Source organism: Psychrobacter fulvigenes (assembly GCF_904846155.1).
GTDB classification, from domain to species: domain Bacteria; phylum Pseudomonadota; class Gammaproteobacteria; order Pseudomonadales; family Moraxellaceae; genus Psychrobacter; species Psychrobacter fulvigenes.
In genome coordinates this window covers 1247330-1271488 of record NZ_CAJGZP010000001.1, presented here as the reverse complement: position 1 = coordinate 1271488, position 24159 = coordinate 1247330, and the positions used below count along the sequence as shown (strand labels likewise).

16 protein-coding genes, 2 tRNA genes and 1 pseudogene are annotated in these 24159 nt (G+C 37.5%); 6 read left to right on the top strand and 13 right to left on the bottom strand.

Features of this window, described 5'->3' with window-relative positions:
* Positions 1 to 329: 329 nt before the first annotated feature.
* Both JMX03_RS05615 and JMX03_RS05610 read left to right on the top strand, forming a co-directional pair.
* Positions 330 to 405: transfer RNA gene (locus JMX03_RS05615), tRNA-Val, on the top strand.
* A gap of 56 nt (positions 406 to 461) precedes the next feature.
* A tRNA-Asp gene (locus JMX03_RS05610) sits at positions 462 to 538 on the top strand.
* 338 nt (positions 539 to 876) lie between these two features.
* On the opposite strand, the gene JMX03_RS05605 is transcribed toward JMX03_RS05610, so the two are convergent.
* Positions 877 to 2148: an McrC family protein gene (locus JMX03_RS05605; protein ID WP_201595097.1), complete on the bottom strand. Its 1272-nt coding sequence runs from the start codon at positions 2146 to 2148 to the stop codon at positions 877 to 879.
* Positions 2145 to 4469 carry an AAA family ATPase gene (locus JMX03_RS14940; RefSeq protein ID WP_227695373.1) on the bottom strand — a complete coding sequence of 775 codons (2325 nt, stop codon included), beginning with the start codon at positions 4467 to 4469 and terminating at the stop codon, positions 2145 to 2147. Before JMX03_RS14940 ends, JMX03_RS05605 begins: the two co-directional genes overlap by 4 nt.
* A gap of 268 nt (positions 4470 to 4737) precedes the next feature.
* Between JMX03_RS14940 and JMX03_RS05595 the strand changes: the two genes are divergently transcribed.
* The 3 genes from JMX03_RS05595 to JMX03_RS05585 all read left to right on the top strand — a co-directional run bounded on the left by JMX03_RS05595 (position 4738) and on the right by JMX03_RS05585 (position 7231).
* On the top strand, positions 4738 to 4977 hold the full coding sequence (locus tag JMX03_RS05595; RefSeq protein ID WP_201595095.1) for a hypothetical protein: 240 nt from the start codon (positions 4738 to 4740) through the stop codon (positions 4975 to 4977).
* Entirely contained in the window at positions 4974 to 5594 is a 621-nt protein-coding gene (locus JMX03_RS05590; RefSeq protein WP_201595093.1) for a hypothetical protein, read from the top strand. The genes JMX03_RS05595 and JMX03_RS05590 overlap by 4 nt, the downstream gene beginning before the upstream one ends.
* A 137-nt stretch (positions 5595 to 5731) precedes the next feature.
* A complete protein-coding gene (locus JMX03_RS05585) occupies positions 5732 to 7231 on the top strand; it encodes an ankyrin repeat domain-containing protein (RefSeq protein WP_201595091.1) in 1500 nt (499 codons plus the stop codon).
* Positions 7232 to 7284: 53 nt separating this feature from the next.
* Here JMX03_RS05585 and JMX03_RS15130 read toward each other — a convergent pair whose 3' ends face one another.
* The 11 genes and pseudogenes from JMX03_RS15130 to JMX03_RS15255 form a co-directional block, all read right to left on the bottom strand.
* Positions 7285 to 7407, bottom strand: coding sequence for a hypothetical protein (locus JMX03_RS15130; RefSeq protein ID WP_265090453.1), 123 nt, complete (start codon positions 7405 to 7407; stop codon positions 7285 to 7287).
* Complete coding sequence (locus tag JMX03_RS05580) at positions 7408 to 7914, bottom strand: IS630 family transposase (RefSeq protein WP_201594971.1); 507 nt, start codon at positions 7912 to 7914, stop codon at positions 7408 to 7410.
* Between the two features lie 44 nt (positions 7915 to 7958).
* Positions 7959 to 8444 (bottom strand): winged helix-turn-helix domain-containing protein, encoded by a 486-nt coding sequence (locus JMX03_RS05575; RefSeq protein WP_201594188.1) that lies wholly within the window; start codon positions 8442 to 8444, stop codon positions 7959 to 7961.
* A gap of 33 nt (positions 8445 to 8477) precedes the next feature.
* A pseudogene (locus JMX03_RS05570) lies at positions 8478 to 9572 on the bottom strand (IS256 family transposase); the annotation flags it as partial.
* 75 nt (positions 9573 to 9647) lie between these two features.
* Positions 9648 to 10862 (bottom strand): IS256 family transposase, encoded by a 1215-nt coding sequence (locus JMX03_RS05565; protein ID WP_201595089.1) that lies wholly within the window; start codon positions 10860 to 10862, stop codon positions 9648 to 9650.
* Positions 10863 to 11676: 814 nt separating this feature from the next.
* A complete protein-coding gene (locus JMX03_RS05560; protein WP_201595087.1) occupies positions 11677 to 13494 on the bottom strand; it encodes a DUF3800 domain-containing protein in 1818 nt (605 codons plus the stop codon).
* Between the two features lie 24 nt (positions 13495 to 13518).
* Positions 13519 to 16167 carry a DUF2357 domain-containing protein gene (locus JMX03_RS05555; RefSeq protein WP_201595085.1) on the bottom strand — a complete coding sequence of 883 codons (2649 nt, stop codon included), beginning with the start codon at positions 16165 to 16167 and terminating at the stop codon, positions 13519 to 13521.
* 23 nt (positions 16168 to 16190) lie between these two features.
* Positions 16191 to 18413 (bottom strand): McrB family protein, encoded by a 2223-nt coding sequence (locus tag JMX03_RS05550; protein WP_201595083.1) that lies wholly within the window; start codon positions 18411 to 18413, stop codon positions 16191 to 16193.
* Positions 18414 to 18596: 183 nt separating this feature from the next.
* Positions 18597 to 21287: a DEAD/DEAH box helicase gene (locus JMX03_RS05545; protein ID WP_201595081.1), complete on the bottom strand. Its 2691-nt coding sequence runs from the start codon at positions 21285 to 21287 to the stop codon at positions 18597 to 18599.
* A complete protein-coding gene (locus tag JMX03_RS15260) occupies positions 21275 to 22084 on the bottom strand; it encodes a site-specific DNA-methyltransferase (protein ID WP_320158300.1) in 810 nt (269 codons plus the stop codon). Before JMX03_RS15260 ends, JMX03_RS05545 begins: the two co-directional genes overlap by 13 nt.
* A 42-nt stretch (positions 22085 to 22126) precedes the next feature.
* Positions 22127 to 22828: a site-specific DNA-methyltransferase gene (locus tag JMX03_RS15255; protein WP_320158299.1), complete on the bottom strand. Its 702-nt coding sequence runs from the start codon at positions 22826 to 22828 to the stop codon at positions 22127 to 22129.
* Positions 22829 to 23130: 302 nt separating this feature from the next.
* Between JMX03_RS15255 and JMX03_RS05535 the strand changes: the two genes are divergently transcribed.
* Positions 23131 to 24156, top strand: a complete 1026-nt coding sequence (locus JMX03_RS05535; RefSeq protein WP_201559901.1) for a nucleotidyltransferase domain-containing protein — start codon at positions 23131 to 23133, stop codon at positions 24154 to 24156.
* Positions 24157 to 24159 lie beyond the last annotated feature (3 nt).

The following is a 24159-nucleotide window of genomic DNA, read 5'->3' as shown; positions in this document are numbered from 1 at the left end:
AGCAGTATAATAGCTTTTAGCCACCAAACAATAGGTAACAATAATAAGTCTCTTTGTAGCAACGCTAATAAAGCTCTGACTCAGGCTACTATAATTGATGATATACAGAGGGTATTTATGCTTATTTGATAAAATTGTCAAAATACCATTTGACAGCCATGTGTAAATGTATATAATACACACCCACAGAGCGAGGCTTTAGTGAGCTATCTTCTGTTAAGAGCTTTTCAAAGGGTGACAACTTTGAATATCAAAGCTTTTAGAATTTCCCTTTAAGGAAAATTCTCTTGCGCGCTTAAAATTGCACTGCAATTTTTTTACGGCGCTCAGGGTGATTAGCTCAGTTGGTAGAGCGTCTGCCTTACACGCAGAATGTCGGCGGTTCGAATCCGTCATCACCCACCACTCATTTAGCGAAGTGGGCTCTGGTTATAAAGAGCAAAACGCTAAAGACGACCTAAGCAGCGGTAGTTCAGTTGGTTAGAATACCGGCCTGTCACGCCGGGGGTCGCGGGTTCGAGTCCCGTCCGCTGCGCCATATTTAAAACGAATTTAAACTCTCGAGTTTAAGCAAGTTTCGCCTCAAGTATTAGTTTACTTGAGGTTTTTTTTGTCTGAATTTCCGCTTAAAGCCTTTATCCATAAGGGTTGGTTATTCTTTCTTTATCAACCCTTAAGAAGTAGTCCACTCTTTAATAATGTATTTTCTATAAGTCTGCATACATGCACTCTGCTTCTTGAAAATCGGTGACCAAGTGCTCGGTGACCAAACGGTGACCATTTTGTGACCAAGATTATTAAAAGTTGCTGATGGTAACTGACCCCCAAATTTTATGCTTATCGATAAGTTCAGGAGCTTAAAGGATCAGCCTCAAACTAAGTTTGAGGTAAAGACGGAAACCTTTCTACCCATTCACCGATAACCACTTTGTCAGTTTCAATACAAAATGGTATTGCCCACAACCTCAATTTTTCTGCTAAATGAAAACATTCCAAAGGTGTTTCGAACTGATGGTGTTTAGGATAAATAAGCATCATGTCTCCACACCCATTCAAATATTTGTGACCATAAGCAAATAGCTGATAAATATCATCCTGTTCTATATCAAAATTCTTTTTATTTGAGTTTATTAACTTCCATTTGGTATCAAGTACATGGTAATTTTTTCTTTCTCTACTGATTAATAGATCAGGCTTTAATTGAAAGCGCGATTTTAAACCTTTTTGGTCATTCACCATGTGCTTATTAGAAGCCTGTGTTGTTAGTTGCCAGGGCGACTTGATATCTCGTCGTAAGCATTTTGCCACATACTTCTCGAACAAAATTTCCATTGGGAATAACAATGCAATACCCCGATGCTCTCCCTTTTGAAAGTTTGGATTAAGCTTTTCAAGTATTAGTTGGCACCATGGCTTTATCGCTCGGTAGGATTGCAATATTTTGATGTCTGACCACTTATGCATTGAGTTTAGAGGCTCTCTAAGACTCGTTATAGGGTCTAAGATGTGTGAGAGCTCATTAGCCAGTCGCCAGTTCTCAGAACTCCTACAGTGCTGCTGTACGTAATCCAATGCTGTTTTGATTAGTTGGTTCTCAAGTCGATTTGGATGATAGACATCATGACGAATATGAAAAAGATGAGCTCGGCCAACCGTTTGCCTTTGTTGAACTGTAATATCAAGCTGGCCACGAATAAATCTACTTTCTTCTTCAATTCTTTGATAGTCAAATCTGAGCCCAGACGCTACCAGCTCCTTTAGCAAATATAAAAACTGGTAGTATATCCACTCATGAATAGGTAAGTTCATTCGATTGAGACTGGCAGATTGAGCCTCTTTATAGGATAGGTTTAATACGGAGCTTAGCATTTTGCATAAGACCTCTCTGCTCTTATCTGACTCTTGAGTACCTAATCCTGTCTTTGGTAGTATCTCAATACCTTCGCGGCAAGGGCTTTCCAAATAACCTACATAAGAATGCAACTGTAAGTAATTTGGACGCTTATAAGTAATAAACCGTCCATAGCTCTCTTTTTCACTTAATTCCACTAACCAATCAAAAGTTTCTTGCTCAATGATAGCCAAGTCTAAGCTAGGAAATACTGTCTGATCGGTAGTCAGCTGAGCATATTCTCTGACTTGAATCATTCTTCACCTGTAGCAGTATCAAAGTGAAATATACCTTTATATGCTTGAGGTTTAGAAAGTGCATCAGCATTAATATAATAGCGTCTATCTGCTGTAATCTGGCTTAGAACTTTACTAGGAAAAAGTTGATTCATAGTAGGATTTATTTTTTCAGTCTGTATAAACCGATCTTCAAAATCTTTAGCAGGGTCATTCAACACCCAACCAATACGCTCCCAGTCTAAAAAGAAGTATTCTTGCAGTAACGGGATAATCCGTCTCTTAAAAATATTACCTAATTCAATTTCTTTTTCGGCATCTGAATCCAAGTCTTTCAAAGACCAGAAGTACGAATGACCTATGGTGTGTTCACGATCTAACAGCACTTCAATACGCTGATTTATTACTGTTAATATTTCAGATACAGCAATGCCATGAACTGTTATGCCATCTAAAAGTTCAGGCTTAGGTAATAGCTCAATAAAATCAAATCGTCGGCGTAATGCTAAATCTAGCTGTGCAAGAGATTTATCAGCGGTATTCATCGTTCCTAGCACGTAAAGATTTGAGGGGACTGAGAATTTCTCTTTAGAATAAGGTAGTATGACTTCGCGCGCATCTGTACCACCTTTACGCTTATCAGGCTCAAGTAATGTAATAAGCTCACCAAAAATACGAGATATGTTGCCGCGGTTGATTTCGTCAACGATCAATACATAATTTTCTTTATCAACTGTTTCTTGAATGAGTAATCTAAGGAACTGATATTGATTCTGTTTTTTTGCTTCATTCAATAAATCGTCCCAGTTAAACCTAGATAGCTCATAGCAAGCTTGAGGCACCATCTTGTAATTATTGTTTAATGGAAGTATATTTAAATTCACACCTCTCGCAATCCATTTGACACTTCTAACATGCGGGTAGTGATTGTTTAAACCTTCAGCATTCTCGTCATATTTATAATCTGAAGTAACAATTCCGATAGCTTGTATAGATAATTCACTTTTTAGGCAAAGTATTACGTCACCAACTGAAATATCGTTAGCAAAACAATTTAGGGAGGACTGAGCCTTTTTCAGACTATCCCAGTAACTTTTTTCAACTAACGTTCTATTATCGTAATCAACACTCAAATCTCCAGTTTTGTGCCATCCAATTCTTGCTTCATTGTTATCAAGACAGCTTTTTCTAAACTCTCTTTCTTTAACTTCGCCAATTGATAATTTCCATATTTTTGGAGAATTAGATAACCCCTCAAACTTCTCACTTTTGATAGTGTTTCCTGCTTTTTTAGCTATTTGCTTAAAAACTCCAGACTCAACCTCATAATAAATATGTCTTGTTTCCTCATTAGTTTTTGCTCTAATCCCTTCAACAAAGTCTTCATAAGCAAAGCTTTGGTGGAACGTCGTAAATGCAATGCGCCCTTTTGCTGTTAACTCATCATACTTATCTTTGATCTTTCGACGCTTGAACTTGTCATTATTCAGAGACTCATACCAATCAGGAGCAACGCACTGGACAGCGAGTTCTGTAGTACAGTAGGTCTTACCTGTTCCAGGTGGTCCATATAAAATTCGATTAAGGTTAGCCATATTTGGTTCTTTACTTTTCGATTTAATGTTATACCCACTCTGTTGTGATGCAACTTTCCTATTAGAGTTTTCGAACCATGCTTCATACGATATTTGCCAAAATGGCTTATCAGTATAGGCCCTTAAACTTGTAAGAATTTTTTGATAATCAGACCAGTTTTCTTTAGGCAAAATAAAGCCTTTATTTTCGAGCCATGGTTCAGTTTGTGCATCTATGGGTAGGTACTGTGATGGACTAATATAGAACAAATATTGAGTAAGTTTTGTAAATCCTGTACCAAGTATTTTTAATGCCGAATTAAAGTCTTGCTCTTTAATATCACCATTACGAGCTTGCCGAAATAACTCCCAAAGCAAGGGAATTGAGTCATCAGAACGTAAATACTCATATGGAAATAACCAAAATTTCTGTGCTTGAGATGTAGGGACTCCATCAAAATCTTTAGGAACAGTAATATCTAGTCCTATCAACTTTATTAGTTCTTCAACAAATTTCCCTCTATTCTTAACTCCAAATTTCATAAAAGCAGCAAAAAAAGTAAAAGGATCTATCTCTTTCAATTCTTCTTTTTGATTCTCAATATGTTTATCTTCTAAACCTTTAATAATACCAATTTTAACGAGTGTATTAACTAGATCAGGCTGCCTATCCTCGTAGTCAGCTATCCAATCCGCAATAGCTTTAAAAGCCGGAATCCATGTGTACTGTTCATTGCGCTGTCTGACATCCATTAAATAATCTTCCATATAATTTTTTCTAACTATTCAAAAATAAAATTTTTACGGCATTAACCCAGTGGGAGATCGCTCAAGTATTTGAGACTATACTCATGCCACTAAAGGCATACAAAAATAGGAGCTACACCATGAGTAAGTCTACACAATCAAAACCAACTTCGAACCAAGGCAACGGCGGAAACTGGCCAACTAAGAATGGCTCAAGCAACTCGTCAGGATCAAATCGTGGAAATGCAAAGCCTAAATAAATTCAAATACAATTAATTTGGAGAGGCAGATGTGGCGGCAAGCCACATCTGCTTTCAAAAATATGAGATATTCGACCAATAAAGATTTTAATCATCATATAAAGCACTTAATAAAGCAAGGCTGGTTATTTAGAAAGAGAAGAAAACACAATCAGATCGTTGCGCCAAGTGGACAATCTGTTACTTTTTCTAAAACACCGAGCGATCATAGAGCTCTTAAAAATTTTATCAATGATATTAGACATACAAAAGAAGGATATGCACAATGAGAACTACAAGCATTAAGAAGAGCCCTTATTTTTTCCCTGCTGAAGTAGTAAGAGCTATTGCTACAGCAATTGACAGCAAGAATGATAGTGAATCGTTAGATAACAAATGTCATGATCTATATCTAAGTAAGAATGAGCTTGACCAGCTTATCAATATACATATACATAAAGTTATCGAACGAGTTGAGCTAAAAAAATCAGTTGAGAACGAGCTTAAGGCTTTGGTTGCTCAGATGTTTGATGATTACCTAAAGATAGTAGCAACCTATAATCTATCAGAGCAGCATAGAGATGATATTGGACCTTGGATAATTGAAGCATTTTTTTGCCCTTATTTAATTAATATTGTCTCTTTTTTAGGAACAAGAACAAGACCCTTTGAAAAATCAGACTACATTGAGCTAATGACTGATAACTCTACAGGCTTGGAGATTACTTTCAAAATTATTGAAAAACGTGTTAAAGGTTGGAATGCTTTTTATACCAGTTTATCTAAGGGCGATAAGATAAGATTACGGCATGGCGTCGCGGTGATGACCTACCCAGTTATGGCAGTTTGCTGGCGATTCTCAATCCTAAGCACCATGATATATCAAAGAATATTCTGGTTTTCTTAATAACGGCTCGTGCTATTGGGTACTTTAAAAAACACAATGATTTTGAATTATTGACCCAATATTTAAAGCCGCCTACATCTTTTAAAGCTCTGATGGTTCAATTCGAGGACTTACTATTAGCACTACATGAAAGAGATATGCAATATGTAGCCACTCTATATCAGAATAAAGATGAGCAATTTCTTCATCGACCTTCTACTATTATTTTAGAGCTTCTGACTTATAGTCTAAGCAGTTTTTCGAAGGATGAAATAGAGAAAGCAAAAGAGTATTTTGTTAATACATTTGAGCTTAGTCTTTATCGGTCAGGACACTTATGCGAGCAGATTATCGAAGTCGGTTTCGTGATTGCTAGCTGGCAAGAGAGACCTGATATGAACTTAATATCAAAGCTAAAAAGTGTCCAAAACCTATATGGCTACACTCTACCTACGATATTGACTGAGGATACCAAACGTAAGAAGGAAAACCTAGTTGAAGACTGGGAAATCAATATGTGGCGAAGCAATGCTCAAAAGGTGTTCAATAACTTTAAAGTTGAACTACCAGAAAAATATAGAGTGAGCTCAGCTGTTCTACCTATATATTTAAACGCGAAAGAGCTAGCACTTGACCTAAAAAAACCTAATAAAAAAGTGAAAGTAAATGACAATGCCAAGCTTCATAGGAACAAGGGTAAGAGCAAGCAAGTAACGACACAACTTATTTGGAATACATTACGAAAGGATCTAGATGCTGTTAATCAACTCTTACAAGCTGGTGCTGATATCAACATCCTCTCTGATAACAACGAGTCAGCTTTATTAGTTGCTTTACAGCATATGAATTTAACTGAGCTTCATGAACCAGACGATAGCTTTTATAAAGTGCTTAAAGATTTGGAGTATGCACCAAAGACAATCAACGCGGTAACCGCTAAAAAGCATCTGTTTACACTATTAAGTGCAGTGCAAACAGGACGACTCGAGGTCGTTGAACATATCCTAAGCCTAGGAGCGGATGTGAGCCAAAAAGGCGGCAGCGGTCATGTAGATGCCTTAACTATGTGTATATCTTTAATTGGAACGATTAAGAACTCAAAACAGCTACTTAACCAGTTCTCTATGATGACAAAAGATCCAGAAAAAGCGATAGCTAGGATGAGCGATTATGAGTTTTCTGCTTTTATTAGAGAAACTCAAGGTAGCCTTGGCCTCAATAGAAAACAAGTGAGTCACCATCTTGCTCAAGGTAAGAAAAGTTCAAATGCAATGGCTATTCTTAAAGAGGTATTTGAAGTTTTTAAAGAACAAACTCAAGCAAACTACGAGTTATTTGATTTGAGCGAAATGCGCAAAATAGCAAAGCTACTAATTGATCGAGGTGCAAATCCTAGCGCTAGATATGATTGGAGTGGCATCGACGGATACACTCCATTCTTACTAGCCTGCGAGCTTAATGAGGATGAACTGGTCACTCATATGCTAAATAATGCTACTGAAGACTCAAAAGATGACATTATTAATACGGTATACAGAGATCGTAGAAATGGTAAAGCTGTGAGCTATGAAAAAATCTGTCAGCATTTCAAAACTGATGATGTAATGGATGTTGTAGATAGGAGTATAATTTTAGCGAGTAGTGATAAAGTAAGTTAAGGAGCCCATCCCGAATTCTGTGTGAGGCCGTTCAAAACTCTGTGTCAACTAAATTAAAGACGCATCACCGAATCTAATCGACCAGGGAAATAGATAGACAGCTGCATCATCGTCTGTCCCCAATTACGAATCGGCATCGTCCACTTGGCAGAGGCATTTAATACCAAACCCAACAATTAAAGTTGCGCCCAGGTACGAGTAGTTAAAGACCGAATCCTTTGTGGCTGTTTAAGTAGATTATTCCAAGCCAAGCATGCGGCATCGACAATAGCCTCATAACTGTCATAACAACGATTAGATAGCTCATTTTGCTTAAGGTACTGCCATACTCTCTCAGAGGGATTGAGCTCAGGTGAATAAGGCGGTAGTTTAAGCATAGTGACATTAGCCTGATTCAAGCTTGGTGGATGCCATAATGCGCCATCCATCACCACCACCGCATGACGTCCTTTTGGAACGGCTTTACTAATCTCTTGCATATGCAATAACATGGTGTGTTTATTAACGAAAGGCAGTACTAAGCCGACAGCCTTCTTTGTCGCTGGACAAAAGGCACCAAACAGATAAGCGGAATGAAACTGTTGCTGCTTGATCAGTCGAGGTCGCCCACCGCGGTAATGCCAAACTCTGGTCAATGAGCCTTGTTGTCCTATTCGAGTTTCATCTTGAAACCAGATGTCCACTTGATCTAGGCTCACATCAGTAGGCAGTGACGCCTTAACCTGTGCTATAAAGTTTTTTTAAAAGCGTCTTGAGCTTGTGGGTCGGCTTTTGGATGCTGACTACGAGCACTTATCCAACTCATATCAATACGCTTGAGTAGCTCGTAGATACCGTTAACGGTGTAGTGAGCGTTGTAGTGTTCTTTAGCCAATTGCTGAATGTCTTTGCCGGTTAGACGACCGCCAGCGCGCTTTTCTTGTTCAGAGACTATCATGGCTTTAAAAGCGGCTGTGTCTGCTTCTGCCAATTTGCTGCGACGACCTCGACGATGACGATCGTAGAGACTCTCAAGTCCTCGTTCATAATATCGCTTCAATGTCCGTCTGGCAGTTTCAGGATGTATGCAGAGGTCTTTGGCAATATCGTTGGTGGCTTTGCCTATACTATATTGGTATAAGATGAGCAGGCGTAGTCGGGCTCTGGGATTGCGCTCAGTCTTTGAGTGTTTGCCAAAGTCATGGTCTTCTAGGTTATGTATTGGTATAGTCATAAGTGGATTATACTATATATTTTGGGTTTGGTATAACATACCAACATACAACAATTTGAGCAAGCTGGTTTCATTCGGGAATGCGCCTTTGGTTTTAGTAAGTTTACGAAACTGACGATGTACCGCTTCCACCGCATTGGTGGTATAAATAGGCTTTCTGACTGCTTCAGGATACTTAAAATAGGCAGATAGCAAATGCCACTTGTCCCGCCAAGACTTAATCACCGCCGGATACTGATCGCCCCAAACAGCCTCTAAATCATCAAGAGCCAGTTCAGCTGACTCCTTATTAACTGCCTTATAAACAGGCTTTAAATCGCGCATAAAGGCTTTTTGCTCACGACTAGCTACATAACGGATACTATTACGGATTTGGTGAATCACACACAGCTGTACTTCTGTATTGGGGAAAATGGCATTGATGGCTTCAGGAAAACCCTTTAGGCCATCCACACAAGCGATGAGAATATCTTGTACGCCACGATTGTGTAAATCTGTGAGCACAGATAGCCAGTAGTTTGCCCCTTCGCTTTCAGAGCAATACAGACCAATGAGTTCTTTTTTGCCTTCGGTATTAAGTGCCAATAGCGTGTAAATGGCTTTGCTGACATAGCGTCCTTCGTCTTTGACCTTGTAGTGAATCGCATCAAGCCAGACAAACGGATAAACGCTGTCGAGTGGACGAGATTGCCATGCTTTAAGCTGCGGTATCAGCTCATCAGTGATGCTACTGATGGTCGCCTCTGAGACCTCAAGTTGGTATATCTCAGCAATGTGGTGGCGTATGTCACGGTAACTCATGCCATGAGAAAATAGCGATAGGATGCGGCTATCGATCTCAGCGGTGAGTTTAGTTTGATGTTTCTTGACCAACACAGGCTCATATTCACCGTTACGATCTCGTGGGGTTTCAAGCTCGAAGCTACCCGCTGCTGATTTGACCGTCTTTTTGCTGTAACCGTTACGACGGTTGCTTGTCGTACTTTGTTCAAGGTGGCTTTGTATTTCGGCATTTAAGGCAGCTTCGGTGAGCTGTTTGATGAGTGGGGCAAGTACCCCGTCACTGCCTGTGATAGGTTTACCTGCTTGAATGCCTTTTAAGGCTTCGTTAAAGTCAAAGTTTTGCATGGTGTCATTCCTTGTTTTTTACATAGTTTAGGGGAATGACACAGAATTTTGAACACTACCTTCTGTATCTGCCCTTTAGATTAAATGCCTGCTTATACGATCATCAAACATAATCATAAAGCGATTAAGAGCAGACGTCCAGTTACGAATCGGCATCGACCACTTCTTGGATGCCTGCTGTGTTGCTAGATATACCACTTTAAACGCTGCCTGATCAGAGGGAAATACCTTACGCTTATTCACCGCCGTACGAATCACGCTGTTTAGCGACTCAATAGCATTGGTGGTATATATGACTTTTCTAATGTCTTTAGGGTAGCCAAAGAACACCGTTAAGCCCTCCCAGTTATTACGCCAAGACTTGATGACATGCGGATACTTATCGCCCCACACCTCATCAAAGTGTTCAAGATTGGCCTCTGCTATCTCAAGCGTATCAGCGCCGTAGATGGCCTTTAAATCAGTCGCTATTGCCTTCTTATCTGTCCAAGGTACAAACTTCATTGAATAGCGTACCATGTGCACGATACACAGCTGAACCTGAGCGTTGGGGTAAACCGTATTGATGGCATCAGGAAAGCCCTTTAGACCGTCGACACAAGCGATTAGGATATCTTGTACCCCGCGGTTTTGTAGTTCAGTGAGAACGCCAAGCCAGAACTTAGCGCCTTCATTCTCTGATAGCCACATGCCAAGCAGCTCTTTTCTACCATCAAGTCCCACGCCTAGCGCCAGATAGATTGCCTTGTTGATAATCTGCTTATCTTGACGTACTTTGACGACGATGCAGTCTAAGTAGACGATAGGATAAACACTGCTCAATGGCCGGTGCTGCCAAGCGGTGATATCGTCAATAATATTGTCAGTGACTCTTGAGACAAGAGAGCTTGAGATATCGACATCGTAGAGCTCTTTAATGCTCTCTACAATCTCGGTGGTGGTTTGACCTTTGGCGTAAAGGAATATGATTTTATCATCAAGGCCACTAATACGGGTTTGATGCTTGCGCACTAGTGTAGGTTCAAAGCTGCCACCGCGGTCTCTTGGAGTGGAGATCTCAAGGTCGCCTGTGTCGCTACGGACGGTCTTTTTAGTATGACCGTTGCGCTTATTAGGCTTGTCTGCTTTTTCATGCTTGGGGTATCCAAGATGGTCTTCCATCTCAGCTTCTAAGGCAGTGTCGATAAAAGATTGCATGAGCTGCTTTTGAAAGTCTTTGATGTCATCAAAGCTGTTCATGCTACCAGCCATTTGCTCGGCCAGTTTCTTGATATCAGATTGGTTAGTCATTGCTTATTCTCCTGTTAATGGATTATAAGCAGTTACACAGAGTTTGGGAAACTCCCACTTAACGAGATCTAACTGTTTTGTTTCAATACCTTTATAATCATTATTACTGATTTCTTAAACCTACTTTATATGACATTTTTAGATTCACTATTACTTTTTTCACCTTCTAAAACATTATGTCCCTGTCTTTTCCTAGCATCTTGTCCAGATAAGGATTTAGTTCTAATATTGGCAGTACTCCTACCTGTTTCTTTAGATCTACCTTTTGCTCCTTTGTGATTTGAGGATAGTTTCTTAGCACGTCCTTTACGTCCTCATTGCCTACTTTCATATCCGGATGATAGTACATTTAATTACGCCTCTATTTTTAGGATGATTTTAGTTCCTTGAGTGTCTTTCATTAATTCAGTAATAATGGTCATAAGCTCTTGATAGATATTACTATCTTTGTACGTTATGCTCATAAGATGTTCAATTACTTTTGGCTGTGTAATAGACATTACGATCATCTGTCTTACGCCACTTATTACTTAGTGCATAGCATCAACTTCATGCTGTGTAAGCCCGCTACCCTAATCCTGTACTTCTATTATTTATCCTTAAATTTCTCTTTATATATATTTAATACTTGATAGTTTGTATCTTAGCTAGCTAAATAATATCGCAAGTTAAATAGTAAGTTAGGTGAGTCGCCACCCCATAATGCGTCAATACTATCTATGTTTAATTCAGGATGGTTAGAATTATACTGACTAATATTTTTTAAATTATTATTCATGAAGTCTAACTGGACTTGGTTCATTGCAGATAAATACTATGCAATAGGACTTAACTCCACTAGTTCAAGGCTTTGCGCTCTCTTGAGGTAATCATGGGACTCTCTTTTCAAACCTTTAAAATGGTAAAACAAGCTTAGCTCTCGACATCTCAACATATCTATATATTGCATGGAGAAACTATTTAATGAAATACCGTTTACTATATCGTAAACTCTCGTTATCAATTCCTTAATATCTGACTTTTCAGAGATAAGCAGTTTTTGATTTAGTACAAATAGAAAGAAGAAGTAGTCAAACTCTTGAACATCTTCATTTCCACTTATATAGTCAATAGCTACATTGATAGCCTCATCTAGTCGATGCTCTTTACTTAGTATTAGTAGTCTCAGGCAGAAAATACGGCTCTTATCAGATTTATGGCTTAGATAGGGTAATATATCTTCAATATAGCTTTGGATTACTTCTGTTTTATCAGAGCTATAATTTAGTGTCATGCAGCGTACTAGGGTGCTTTTAGCACGAATTGCCATACTAGAACGTAAGAAGTCTGACTTCTCCATATCAGGTGAAATTAACTCCCAGATATTGCGATACTCATCTATCATATCCCAATGAGCACGAGCTAAAACTTCAGACTTTTCAAAATCTAAAGAGTTAACGTATATCTCTACTTCTCTAGAGTGAAAATCTAATATCATTGGAAAATTGCTTGGATCTGATATAAGTTCATTGATTATAGATTTTTGTTTCTGTAACACTTCTTTGGCCTTATCAACGTCACCGATATGGTTCAAGCATAATAAAGCTAAATTATTTAATTTAAATTTAAAAGAATTAAAGTTGCGAACACTTAATTCTGTATTAGCATCTTCAAGTATACGTAGTAGCTTTATTAAAACATTTAATTTTTGAAAATAACTTTTATAGACTGTCTTATCACGCCATATTCTCTCTAGCAATCCTTCAAAGTATATTTTTGCTCCAGAAGAGCCTGTCTGTGTGAATACTACCTTGATGAGTCGGTACACAGCAGATTTAAAATCTTTATTTTTAGGATGTCTATCTACTAATTTTAAGCTATCGAACAATGCGTTAATATAATTCTGATTACGCTCATGATTCAAGATTCTTCTTAGTTCAGGTGAGGAAAAGGTTTCAAAAGAAAATAATTGCCGATCATCTTTCAAGTCGTTCAAAACTTTATAGTTTTCTGGAAATCTTTGGTTATAAGTTATATTACATATAAAATCCGCACAAATTAGTCCCCATTGATATTTGGCGTCTCTCATATGTACTTCTATATTGTTCAATAGGGCGATTTGTCCTGAAGCTACTAAGTCTGACTCTACTGCTTTAGGTAATGCCTGCAATATTTCTTGATCAATATTGAATTGAGTGGTTTGGCGGACTGCATTAATCGTTCTTGTCGCTATAACTAAGTCTAAATGAGTTATTTCAGAATTGAAAAATTCGTGGACGGCAGTTTCAGCCTGAATAATCAAATCTAAAAGCATCAAGCGGTAGGTACGCTCAAGGTTATGTGCGCTGACTTTAGCTTTATTAATAGTGGTAACGAAGCAAGACGGCGTATTAGCAGAATTTAAAGTTTTAAATAAATCTGTGGCAATATTTAAAGCTTTATCATTACCTGAGTTTCTACGTATTTCAGTAAGATGAAAGTCATCTTGACCATTCAGCTCATATTTTTTGATAAGAGGGAATATAGCGGCATGTAACTTATCTTCTGAACTCTTGAATGAATCAGCAATGATTAGCCCACCAATCAACCAAGATTGATTAGGACTTTCAAAATCACCCGATTCATCGATATATAAAGTGAAATAACCATTCATAAAACTGCCTTCCTCAAAACAATGCTATAAAAAACTTTCACAATTTGGACAAACAACATTTGAGACCTGCTCAGCTCGAGTTCTATGATAAGCCCATTTCAAACCATTTTTAAAGATAATATTTTTACAGTTAAAACAAACACTTTGGATGGTTAGTTGTGAACATTTATAACACTTCAATGTCCAAATATCATTTTTGCCTTGAGTTTGTGAGTAACTTAAATTCAATCTATTACTTTCTGAATTACCACATGCTATACAACTCATATTATGAAATATTTGACCTCCAACATAATCTTTCTGGTCGTTTTGCTGTAAAAACATTCCAATCAATCTTTGTAAGTTATCAACTGATTGTGGATGATTAAGGCTAGGACTCAAAAAGATGCCCCCGTATCTATGTCTAGCTTTGTTACTCTGACCATAGTCACAAAACCTTCCCCACTTTAATGGACTAGTAGGCGAATCTATTATTCTAGGCTTTGGATGGATAATAAAAACTTGATTATTCCCACCTTCAGAGTAATCTTTGTTTCTTAAATAACTTGGTTTATTTTTATCGTTTTCATCTGTAGGGTTATATAATTGATCTATTAAACTATTGTGTGAATTCTGATTGAGGTTTTGAAATTTAGCATCTAAAACTAGACGTTTGGTAACAGTCTTAATGACGTTTATAATATAATTTTTAGAATTTGAGTCATATGAAACACTGTAAATATCATAAGTTAAATCGATTACGATATCTGGACGTCTGCCGCTAGTGAGTATTTTTTCATAGGTTATTTTAATTGACTGAGATGTGTTTTCACATTTCATCATCAAACTTATGTTGTACTGCTCGCTTTGTACTGATTGAATTAGTTTACTTTGCCAGTCCTCTTGTAAAACAAAACCATAAATATTTTTGAGTACTTGAATAGCTTTAATTAAACACCATTTCTCGTATAGATTAGATATATTGACCAAACCTATCTCATCTATTTCTAACATCGCATCAAATAGACTTTGATCCAAACCATTCACGTCCATGATTTTTTTATATAAACTCTTACAGCCTGCATACAATGGATTTTGAATGAACACCATACTATTTGGACTATTTGCTTGCTTTTTGACGTTATTGGCCTTAAAAAAACTTAAAACTTTCTTCAAACTTGAAATTTGTATAGGAAGTTGTGATGATACTGTACTGATTTGCTGTTCAGCTTGTTGATAGATTTCAGTTCTGCGCTCTAATATTGAAGCTTCTTTTTTTAACTCTTGTTCTTCTTTATATGTAAGCGGTTCCATCCAATCTTTTTCCTCAAGCTTTACCTTACGAGTCTCCATTTCTTGAAGTTTATTTACTAAGTTTGTATATTCATAAATATTATTGATATCGAAATTTATCCAAGTAATTTTATCGAATACAAGTACGTCAGTGACTCTTTGTTTAGCATATCTATTACGAGTACAAAAACCAGCAAAATCCATATTAGTAGAATAATTACTAAAGTCTTCATTTTTGTAGCGAGGATCTTTAATTTTTATTATTACACTATCCATACCAAAAATTTTTTTAAAATCCTCACTATTTACACTGTCTATTTGGTTAATATAATATCCTTCCTTATCACTAGTTTTATTACCAAATCGTATATTGAATTTTCTATATTCCCGCTTATGAAATTCTAAACATTCATTTGGATCAATATTTATTACAAATTTTTCAAATTTATTAAGAATATCTTGAACTTGCTCTTCAATAGTATCAATTTCGCTTTGATATACATCCTTATCGATGACGTTAACTTTTTGATTTAATAACTCATCCTTCCATTCATTTGCATCATCAATTTTCTGTTGATAGCTATCAACTTGATTATTTGCTAGCCGATTAAGGTTTTGTAATAAATAGAGTGTCTTAGACACACAATAGTGGATATATCTATTTTCTGAAGTATCATAGCTTTCGTAAAAGTCTCTGCTAGTAGCGTATTTTCGATTGGGTTTTTGAATTAATTCTCGAAAAGTCAGGGGTATAGGCTTAACTTTCTTAATTGGCAATGAGTTTTGTCGCTCAGATAAAAACATATTAGGATTTCTAATCAAATCTATTGATACATTAATAAAATTTTTGAATATTTCTAATACATCCTCTTGAAATATATTTGGAACTTCTTTACTTATTTTTGCTTTAGAAGGGTTGTTAGTATCTAAAATCATTAACCACAAATCATTCTTAAAATCACTTAGATAGTGTTCAAGTTCTCTAACTGTGAATTCTAGATCGTTATTTTCTATCTCTAACGATCTGTTTTGAATTACTAAAGAGAGTTTACCTACTGTACGGTATAGCTCACTGTAATAACGTTTACTCTTCTTGTCCCAACCACTATTTTGAATCCACCAAGTCTTATTATTTTTAGGCGATTTGAAGGAAACTAAATACTCACGATTTCCATTTGATAGTTCAAAATATGGGGTATGTGAAACCTCACCTTCAAAACTAAAACCAAGGTAATGATGCACTTCTGGATAGGTTACTGTTTGAACAGTTCCGCCTCCGTAAGTACCATCATCATCAGTTTGTTGTATAGTAAGCGTGTCGTTACTTTCTTCTAGCTTGAAGACCGTTTCTTTATCAGTCCATCGTATCGCTAGATACTTAATTTCGAGGAATTTAAACATTATCTTGACCAGTAGTTGACAACTCAATCATTTGCTTCAGCATTACTAATAACCTTCAGTAACTCAGCTATACTGCTATCGGCATCATCATAAAAACTCAAGCCATTAAGCTCATTTTGTAGATGCATACTCATTGCTCTTAAGGTATCTTCGCGAAGTTTACCTTGATTATCAATCTTTCTTCCATCAAATAACAACTTAGGTAAAACCTTATGTAGAATAATATTATTAAGAATTATTTTGTATTCTGTCTCAAATTTACCCAGTGCTTCAGAATATCCCAAGGCTTGGCGTATAGTACGTAAGCCGAATTCAATGCCTAGTGGATCAAGATAATCCTTAACCAACCTGATTAAATCTTGTGTTAACTCTGATTCTCTATCAAATTCAGGATACGGTAATCGCTCACCAAGCTCAGACGAGGTAAAATTAATTGGTAAATTCATATCCAAATCAAAATCTTCAACCTCATCTTCGATTAAGCTCCAGTCTGCAAGAAGAGGACTACCAAACTTCATAATATGTGCACGATCTAAGATCTTAGGTGACAAATAATGGGTAGGTTCATCTACGTTTATCGCCCCAATAATACGTACATTTTGAGGTAACTTTATAGATGACGGCGTGTTTAAGAAGCTATTTAACATTCTTTTAAGATAGCTATGATACTTCAAGAGAGAATCGCCTTCTTTGAACCCACACACTTCATGAAGCTTGGCATTGAATTCTTCATCTTTCATAATATCTATAAAGCCATTAATATTACGATTATCTAGTTTTACTGCAGTGTCATTAATAAGCGAAATAAAGTTTTTTAACTCACTAGCTAACACCTCACCTTCAGAAGATGAAAAAAGCTGGATTTCAGGTTGTTCATCGCGTTCCTCCAATAAGCTTAAAAAATCAGCAAAATAGTACTCTACGCGTGCTAAATTCATTTCATCTAAGCATATTAAATAGGGAACATGTGGATTCTGCTGGGCTTCTAACAGCGCATCTAAAAACTTAGTAGACAGATATTTATTCTCTAAAGGGTTGTAATATCCTAATAAATCTTCTGCACTTGTCCAGTTGGGCTTAACAGGTACAATGATAGATTTACCTCCAATGGCTTTAGCGAATGATTTAACCAAGTTTGTTTTACCAGAACCTGAGTCACCAGCAAGTATAATAAGATCATTTGTTGAGATTAATGCTAGAAAGTCTTCTAAAACGCTACGTTTATAGACAATCTTACGTTGCCATAAGTAAGCTTGTATGTAAGCTACTGCTTGCGTGTAATTAGAATCAAAAACTTCAGAGAACTTATGACCTTCTCTCTTATCTCGTTCTTCTAAGTTAAGTAGGAACTTATCTAAATCATCTTCTTCTAGCAAGTCCATTTTTTTCAGCATTTCTGTTTTTGTCTTGAGAATGTCATTGAGTTTTGCCATATTTTTATCCAAGTCACTTAAAAATTCTTCATATTCGGTTTCAGCTTTATTTAAAGCTTTTTGAGATATCAATACATCTTCTTCAACTTGATCTAAAACTTGCAATAAAGCTGATTTTTGACTTTCAAGTTCGGTTAGTTTAATGTTTAGATGGTCGTTTGAACCCCTAAGCGCTTCTTTCTCTACCTCTAATTCTGCGGTTATCTTGTTGACCTCTTGTTCTTTTTTAAGAACTGCATCTGCTAACCTATTGTTTTTATTTTCAATCTCTTGAGTAGCAAACTCTATCTTAGCTAATTCCGAGGCTAAGTCATCACGATTTCGTACATACTCAGCGATTCCTAAATCGCTTTTAATATCACTAAGCGCTTTTGCATAGAAGCTTTCTTTGATTAAGTATCCATTTTCATCTGTCTGAATTACAAGACTATCTATATGAATTACAGTATCTAAAGATTTATCATCAACTTTAAAAAGTCGTTCAACTTCATCTTTTTCAAGGGCTGTACGTTGTTCACGCCTACTATCATTTAATATTATTTCTCCATACAGTTCTCTATCATAGAATTGACTATATTTTTGATCTAGCTCTTCAATAGGACCAAGTGCTAAAAAAACACTATTAATATCTCTGTTCTCATCAATTCTTACTTGATTACCGTCCAAGGTTTTTATATTCGAGAATTTAAATAAATAAATACCTTGATCGTTAATCTGAATTTTAATTAGAAACCCTTTAGCTTTAATAGGCAGATCTATAAGCTTTTCCACTTCTTGAACATGAGTTCTAATTTCTTCAAGGGTATATGCCATGACCTTTTTCCTATATTAGGTTCTAATATTTCAAAAACTGTAAATCAACAACAATCTAACCCTCAAACTCATCCAACACAGCACGGAAGCTTGCCAGCCCCACCTCAATATTATCGATAATATCAATAGCTAGATCTTCAGGATTAGGTAGGTTATCTAGGTCCGTTAGCAAACTATAATAGGTTAGATACCTGATCCAATAACATTAAGGATCTGCTGTCGCACATCTTGGCCTTTATCGTCTTTTTTAACCGCCATCAAGAATAAGCATTGACCCTGGCTGTGACTTGCCCAAAGTTCGCCTACCATTCGTTTCTCTGCTGAATCATCATTGGTTTCGTAGGGTTTGCCTTTATACTCCACCACCAAAATACGACCGTCCTGCAATTCAACGATAAAATCAGGATAAAAGTTGGTATGTGCCAGTGGCAAACTAAACGACGCTTCCCCACGTCTGACTAGATTTCTCACCCAATGTTTCACTTGAGGTAGTAGATCAATAGTCTGAGCACAATCAAACTCTTCACCTGAAGATTTCATGTCTTCAATTTGCGGATAATAATGTTTGTCAAACGCATAACTACCTGAATAGTAAGGTGGTCGCGTTGGATAATTATCTGCTTTAAACTCGTAACTAAAATCGTAAGTCGTAAGCACGTCAGCATCGCTTGAGAATAAGGTTTGCTGATATCCTTTAGTCATTGCTTGCTGTCTATATGCAGATACCAGCTCCTGTATAGAACGAGCAAGTGGATACTTATTACGTATGAGAGTAGTGAGTGTCAGCGCGGGTATTTGCAATAATTGATTGATAACCTTAGTTAAGAAACTCGTCATTTCTCGCTGGGTTACATCACTTTGACGGCATTCATGGTCTAGCCAGCCTATAAGCTCATCTTGGGTTACCTCGGTATTAGCCAGGTTTAAATTTAAAGTTTGTGACTCATGAGCAAGGTTGTATTTAACTTTCTTGCCTTCTACATCGACTAGAAAGCTTGTCGTCTCTTCAGTGGGCTGATAGTCGAGCTTAGCTGGATAATCTAATAGATTCCAACCTGATACATCCAAGAATACTTCTTTCTCAACCAGTTCAAGCTCACCCTGAACCATGACACACAATCTTGGTAGCGGGGCAAATTTCACTCCGTTCTCTGCCGGTGACAAAGCGGCATGTACGCTAAGGTTATGCCTATCAAATGAAGTCTCAATCTCTTTTTTATTTTCAACGGCCACTTTAGTAATGGCTTTTTTCAGAGGCTCTGAGACTTTACCCGTAACCGTAACTACTTGGCGACCACCTACCTCAGAGATCTTAATGCTACTGCGTTCTTCTTCTGATAACTCGGTAGTATCTATCGTATCCTGCACCTCAACCATCAAAGAAGGTGGCGTCAGCTTAGGCTTCGAGTTTATAACGTCATCTTTATCTACCTGACCAAATAAATCACCTTGATTGGCATCTTGTTGCCGAAGGAACGTGGCAACTTCTAACTCTTCAAAACCCATTGAGATAAGTTTATCTGTTAACTCCTTTGCCGCTTGTGCCAAACTTGTGGTTGCCAAATGTGCATAAGCTCTATTTAGATCTTCTATCACGCGGCGTTTTGCATAAGGCATGCGCAATACACGCCCCAATAACTGCTCAGCATCTTTACTAGAAGACACCTGTTTAACTGAACAGAATACGTAGGCAAATGAGCAATCCCAGCCTTCTTTCAAAGCTTCTATGGTAATGATGTACTCGATAGGACAGTTAGGGTCAAAAAGATCGATACCATCTAGCTCTCGCTGCGTCCCTGTAGCTACCGCGATTTTATCCTCAGTAATATTATGATCTTCAATCAGACACTTTTTGAGTATTTCAACCGTTACCTTGCCGTTCTTATTCTCCGCCTGTAGTAGGACGATAGGACGTATATAGTCGATATCTTGTTGTGCTTTAAGCGCTAATCTATCGCGGGTTAATACCGCATCACGTACCGCTTCTTCCCAGCCATTAATATGCTCGGTCAAAATGATAGGTAGTTTGATCATTTCTTCAGCTTTCAGTTGTGCCGCTGAGACATGATATAAGATATTACTACCATTGGTCGTTGAGGTGTTAGGGGTTGCAGTAAACTCAATAATAGCCGCAGGATGCACACGTTTTAGGGTATCAAAGGTCAATGACGTCCTAGCGTTGTGGGCTTCATCGACAATAACTAGAGGGTTATAAAGTGCTAATAGGTTGGCAAAAGAGTACTTTATCTTACCTATATCATTGACGGTCAAACCGTTTTCAGAAACATCATCTTCACTGACGGTCTCAAGCTTGTCATAAAAAGGATGCTGACGACTCAGTTTGGCGAAATGCGGTTCAAAGTCTTCATGATACTGATATACCTTACGATCAGACGTCTTAGCTACTCGTAAATTAGCAATAGTAGAGACTACTATAATTGTTTTATTGCCAATATCCTGGGCACGGATTTGATTGACATCAGCGATATCGTAAACACTGACTTGATTGGCAAAAGCGCGGTTTAAATGATCAGTATAGTCTGGATTGCTCTTGAGAGCCGAGACGGTTTGCTGCTGAATGGTAGTAGTAGGTACTAGCCATAATACAATCGGGAAATCTTGCGATAGATAATGAGTCGCAGCTGTAGATACCGCATAAGCGCCCAGCACAGTCTTGCCGCCTCCTGTCGGAATACGAATACAGACATAAGGTGTATCATCAAAAGAGTAAGCACGGTAAGGGGTTTCTACAAAATTATTATCCTGTAGTGTCTGCTGAAATGCTGTGTCAATATCGCCATCCATACGGCAACGCTGAAAAAAACTCGTAAGTGTGTCAAGTGCGCCTTGCTGATAGCTCTTTAGTTCAAACATCGCTTATCTCCTTTCACATCGTATGGTATTTGCTTAAATATAATATTTTCACTTTTGAGACGGGCGTCTCCCATTCGGCTCGTCTCACCATAGATGACTTTTTTACCATTCTTTGGGTCTTCAGGATGAGGTGGCAGTATTGTTAGCACTTTTGATGTGAGTACGTTGCCACCGTTAGGACGTTTATCACCTAAAATACCGTTATAAAGTAGGTAGTAAGCGACGCCATTGTGCACGCCAAGTAGTGGTGATTTAGCTGACTGTTGTAGTGCTTGTCGGGTATCGCCATACCAAATATGCGAAGCAAGCGAATCAAAGCTGATACCTTCTCTTAAAGAGCCATTTTCGCTAAAAATGACTTCACCTAAGCGATAGAATTTGAAGCCACTACCTCCTGTCCAGTTGACGTCTTCTGAAATACCACCTTGCTCACCATCGACTACTTTTTTTAGCCTTGGCTGGCAATGAGTGACTGCATTTTCATCAAGTTCAATACCGATATAACGGCGGTTCATTTTATGAGCTACTGCAACTGTAGTACCAGAACCAAGAAACGAGTCTAGGATAAGGTCTTTTGGCTGTGTAGCTACTTGAAGGATACGCTGCATCAAACTTTCAGGTTTAGGTGTGGAAAATGGTGTATCTGAAAATAAATTAAGCGCTTCTTTTCTGGCTTCTTGATTATGACCTACCTCTGAATTCATCCAGATAGATCTAGGTACAACTGGTTTTGCGTCTTCAATAAACTTTTTAATTCGAGGTGACTTTGATAGTCCGTCTTTACCCCAGTAAATCATATTATTTTCGCAATGTTTTTCGTGAGTTTCTTGTCCATAAGCCTAAACTCGAGTTTTTTTTGGCCAAATCTCCTCGCCTGTATTCGGCTGGATAATAGGATAGTAAAGATTAGGTCGCTCTGTTGAACTCTTCGCACAAGTGTAAGCTGCTGAATTCCATAATCCACGCTCATCATTATCTGGATTTTTATAATTTTTAGCTTGAGCTTCATTCAATGGCAACCTATAAGGGCGCCATATAGTTTTGTTTTTTGCATATACAATAATATTGTCATGATCTTTACTGAAATATATAGCGTCATTAGCTGGCGAGGTTCTTTTTTGCCATATTATATTTCCTATAAAGTTTGCTCTTCCAAAAATCTCGTCACAAATAACTTTGAAATAATGGGCTTCGTTATCATCAAGCGTAATCCAGATTGAACCATCTTCAGATAATAGTTGCTGCAAAAGCTCCAAGCGTGGATACATCATCGACAGCCATTTGCTGTGCTCTAGATTATCATCATAGTGTTCAAAAGCACTTTTGGTGTTATAAGGCGGGTCAATAAAGATGCACTTTACCTTCCCTGAATGCGTAGGAATGAGCGCCTTCAATGCATCGAGGTTATCGCCTTGAATAAGCATATTGTCAGTATCTGACTCGCCATACGATAATTCCGGTACCAACTCTAATAGACGATACGGACAGTCACGCGCTGTGGTCAACGCTTGCTCTTTATTCAACCAGTTCAATATAGGCATATCGCCTCACTTCCTTCTTTATTTTCAGCCATAAATGGCTGGCATGTTTAGTGCTTAATATTCTGAGTGGTAATTTATCATATAACCCGCTTGCTCTCACCAGATATCGACCTGTAATACGATATCTTAAGCTTTTGCTTTGGTAGAGCTACTTTAAGCTATTGTTGGATATTTTTCAGCGTTGACTTGGATGGATGCGACATTACTTGTCGTATGCAAATGTTCTGTACCTATCAATGTTGGTAGAGACTTGATATATTCTATAACTATTAAAACTTAACAATTATTGAGAGGTAACGTATATGGCAGATTTACAAAAACAGTTCTTAGAATTTCATAATGCTATTAAATTAGGCACTTACGAAGAGAACGACTTTTTACGTAAAAAACGCGACCTAATCATCGATAAGCTTAAGAGTAAATTGGCAGAAAGAAAAGACGATGGTTATCCTCAGTATGAAAGAAGCTTCAACCAAGGAAGCTACGCTTTAAATACGGGTATTAAACCTGTCAGAGCTGGTGATTATGATATCGATGTTGGTGTACTTCTTGACTGTTATATTGAAGATTATGAAGATACTGTAGATCTAAAAGAGTTAATAGCAGAATGTATCCAACATACAAATCGTGATGTAGTGGTAAGTCGATCTTGTATTACAGTAACATATAAAAAAAATGGGATAGCTGATTATCATGTTGATTTACCAATATATGCCAAATCTAACAACGAATACGATGATACATACTATCTAGCTAAAGGTAGAAAAGGGTTAACTGAAGATAAGCGAATTTGGCAGGCAGCGGATCCTGAAGGTATCAACTCAATAATCAATGGCTTATATAAAGGTAATGATACCTATGAGGATAACGGTTCTGATCAACGTAGACAGTTTCGTAGATGTGTACGCTACTTAAAAAGGTGGCGCAACCATAAATATGTTGGTATCCATAGCATTGGACTGACTATGGCAGCGTATCATTGGTTAGAACCAGATGTAGATACCCAGAATGATGGAGAGGTTCTACTGGATTTAATTAAAACTATCCTTAGTAATTTTGATTACTTTGGTCGTCTCAGCATTAATCTGCCTATAACACCAGGTGGTGACTTGCTAAAATCTGTCAACGATGAGGATATGGCTATTACTAAGGAGCGTTTTGAGACACTAAGAGATAATTTACAATCAGCCGTCAATGAGCCAGACGCGCATGAAGCCAGTAAGACATTAAGAAAAATTTTTGGTGATGACTTTCCAGTAGTGGACAAAATCGATAAAGCTAAAAAGAGTAATGAAGCGCCATATGTCAGTACTGGCTCATCAGCATAGGTA

Coding starts and splice junctions, on each gene's coding strand:
- JMX03_RS05605 (WP_201595097.1), bottom strand. CDS start 2,148: ATGATTCAAGTCAGAGAATATGCTCAGCTGACTACCGATCAGACAGTA.
- JMX03_RS14940 (WP_227695373.1), bottom strand. CDS start 4,469: ATGGAAGATTATTTAATGGATGTCAGACAGCGCAATGAACAGTACACA.
- JMX03_RS05595 (WP_201595095.1), top strand. CDS start 4,738: ATGTGGCGGCAAGCCACATCTGCTTTCAAAAATATGAGATATTCGACC.
- JMX03_RS05590 (WP_201595093.1), top strand. CDS start 4,974: ATGAGAACTACAAGCATTAAGAAGAGCCCTTATTTTTTCCCTGCTGAA.
- JMX03_RS05585 (WP_201595091.1), top strand. CDS start 5,732: ATGCAATATGTAGCCACTCTATATCAGAATAAAGATGAGCAATTTCTT.
- JMX03_RS05575 (WP_201594188.1), bottom strand. CDS start 8,444: ATGACTATACCAATACATAACCTAGAAGACCATGACTTTGGCAAACAC.
- JMX03_RS05565 (WP_201595089.1), bottom strand. CDS start 10,862: ATGACTAACCAATCTGATATCAAGAAACTGGCCGAGCAAATGGCTGGT.
- JMX03_RS05560 (WP_201595087.1), bottom strand. CDS start 13,494: ATGAATGGTTATTTCACTTTATATATCGATGAATCGGGTGATTTTGAA.
- JMX03_RS05555 (WP_201595085.1), bottom strand. CDS start 16,167: ATGTTTAAATTCCTCGAAATTAAGTATCTAGCGATACGATGGACTGAT.
- JMX03_RS05550 (WP_201595083.1), bottom strand. CDS start 18,413: ATGGCATATACCCTTGAAGAAATTAGAACTCATGTTCAAGAAGTGGAA.
- JMX03_RS05545 (WP_201595081.1), bottom strand. CDS start 21,287: ATGTTTGAACTAAAGAGCTATCAGCAAGGCGCACTTGACACACTTACG.
- JMX03_RS15260 (WP_320158300.1), bottom strand. CDS start 22,084: ATGATTTACTGGGGTAAAGACGGACTATCAAAGTCACCTCGAATTAAA.
- JMX03_RS15255 (WP_320158299.1), bottom strand. CDS start 22,828: ATGCCTATATTGAACTGGTTGAATAAAGAGCAAGCGTTGACCACAGCG.
- JMX03_RS05535 (WP_201559901.1), top strand. CDS start 23,131: ATGGCAGATTTACAAAAACAGTTCTTAGAATTTCATAATGCTATTAAA.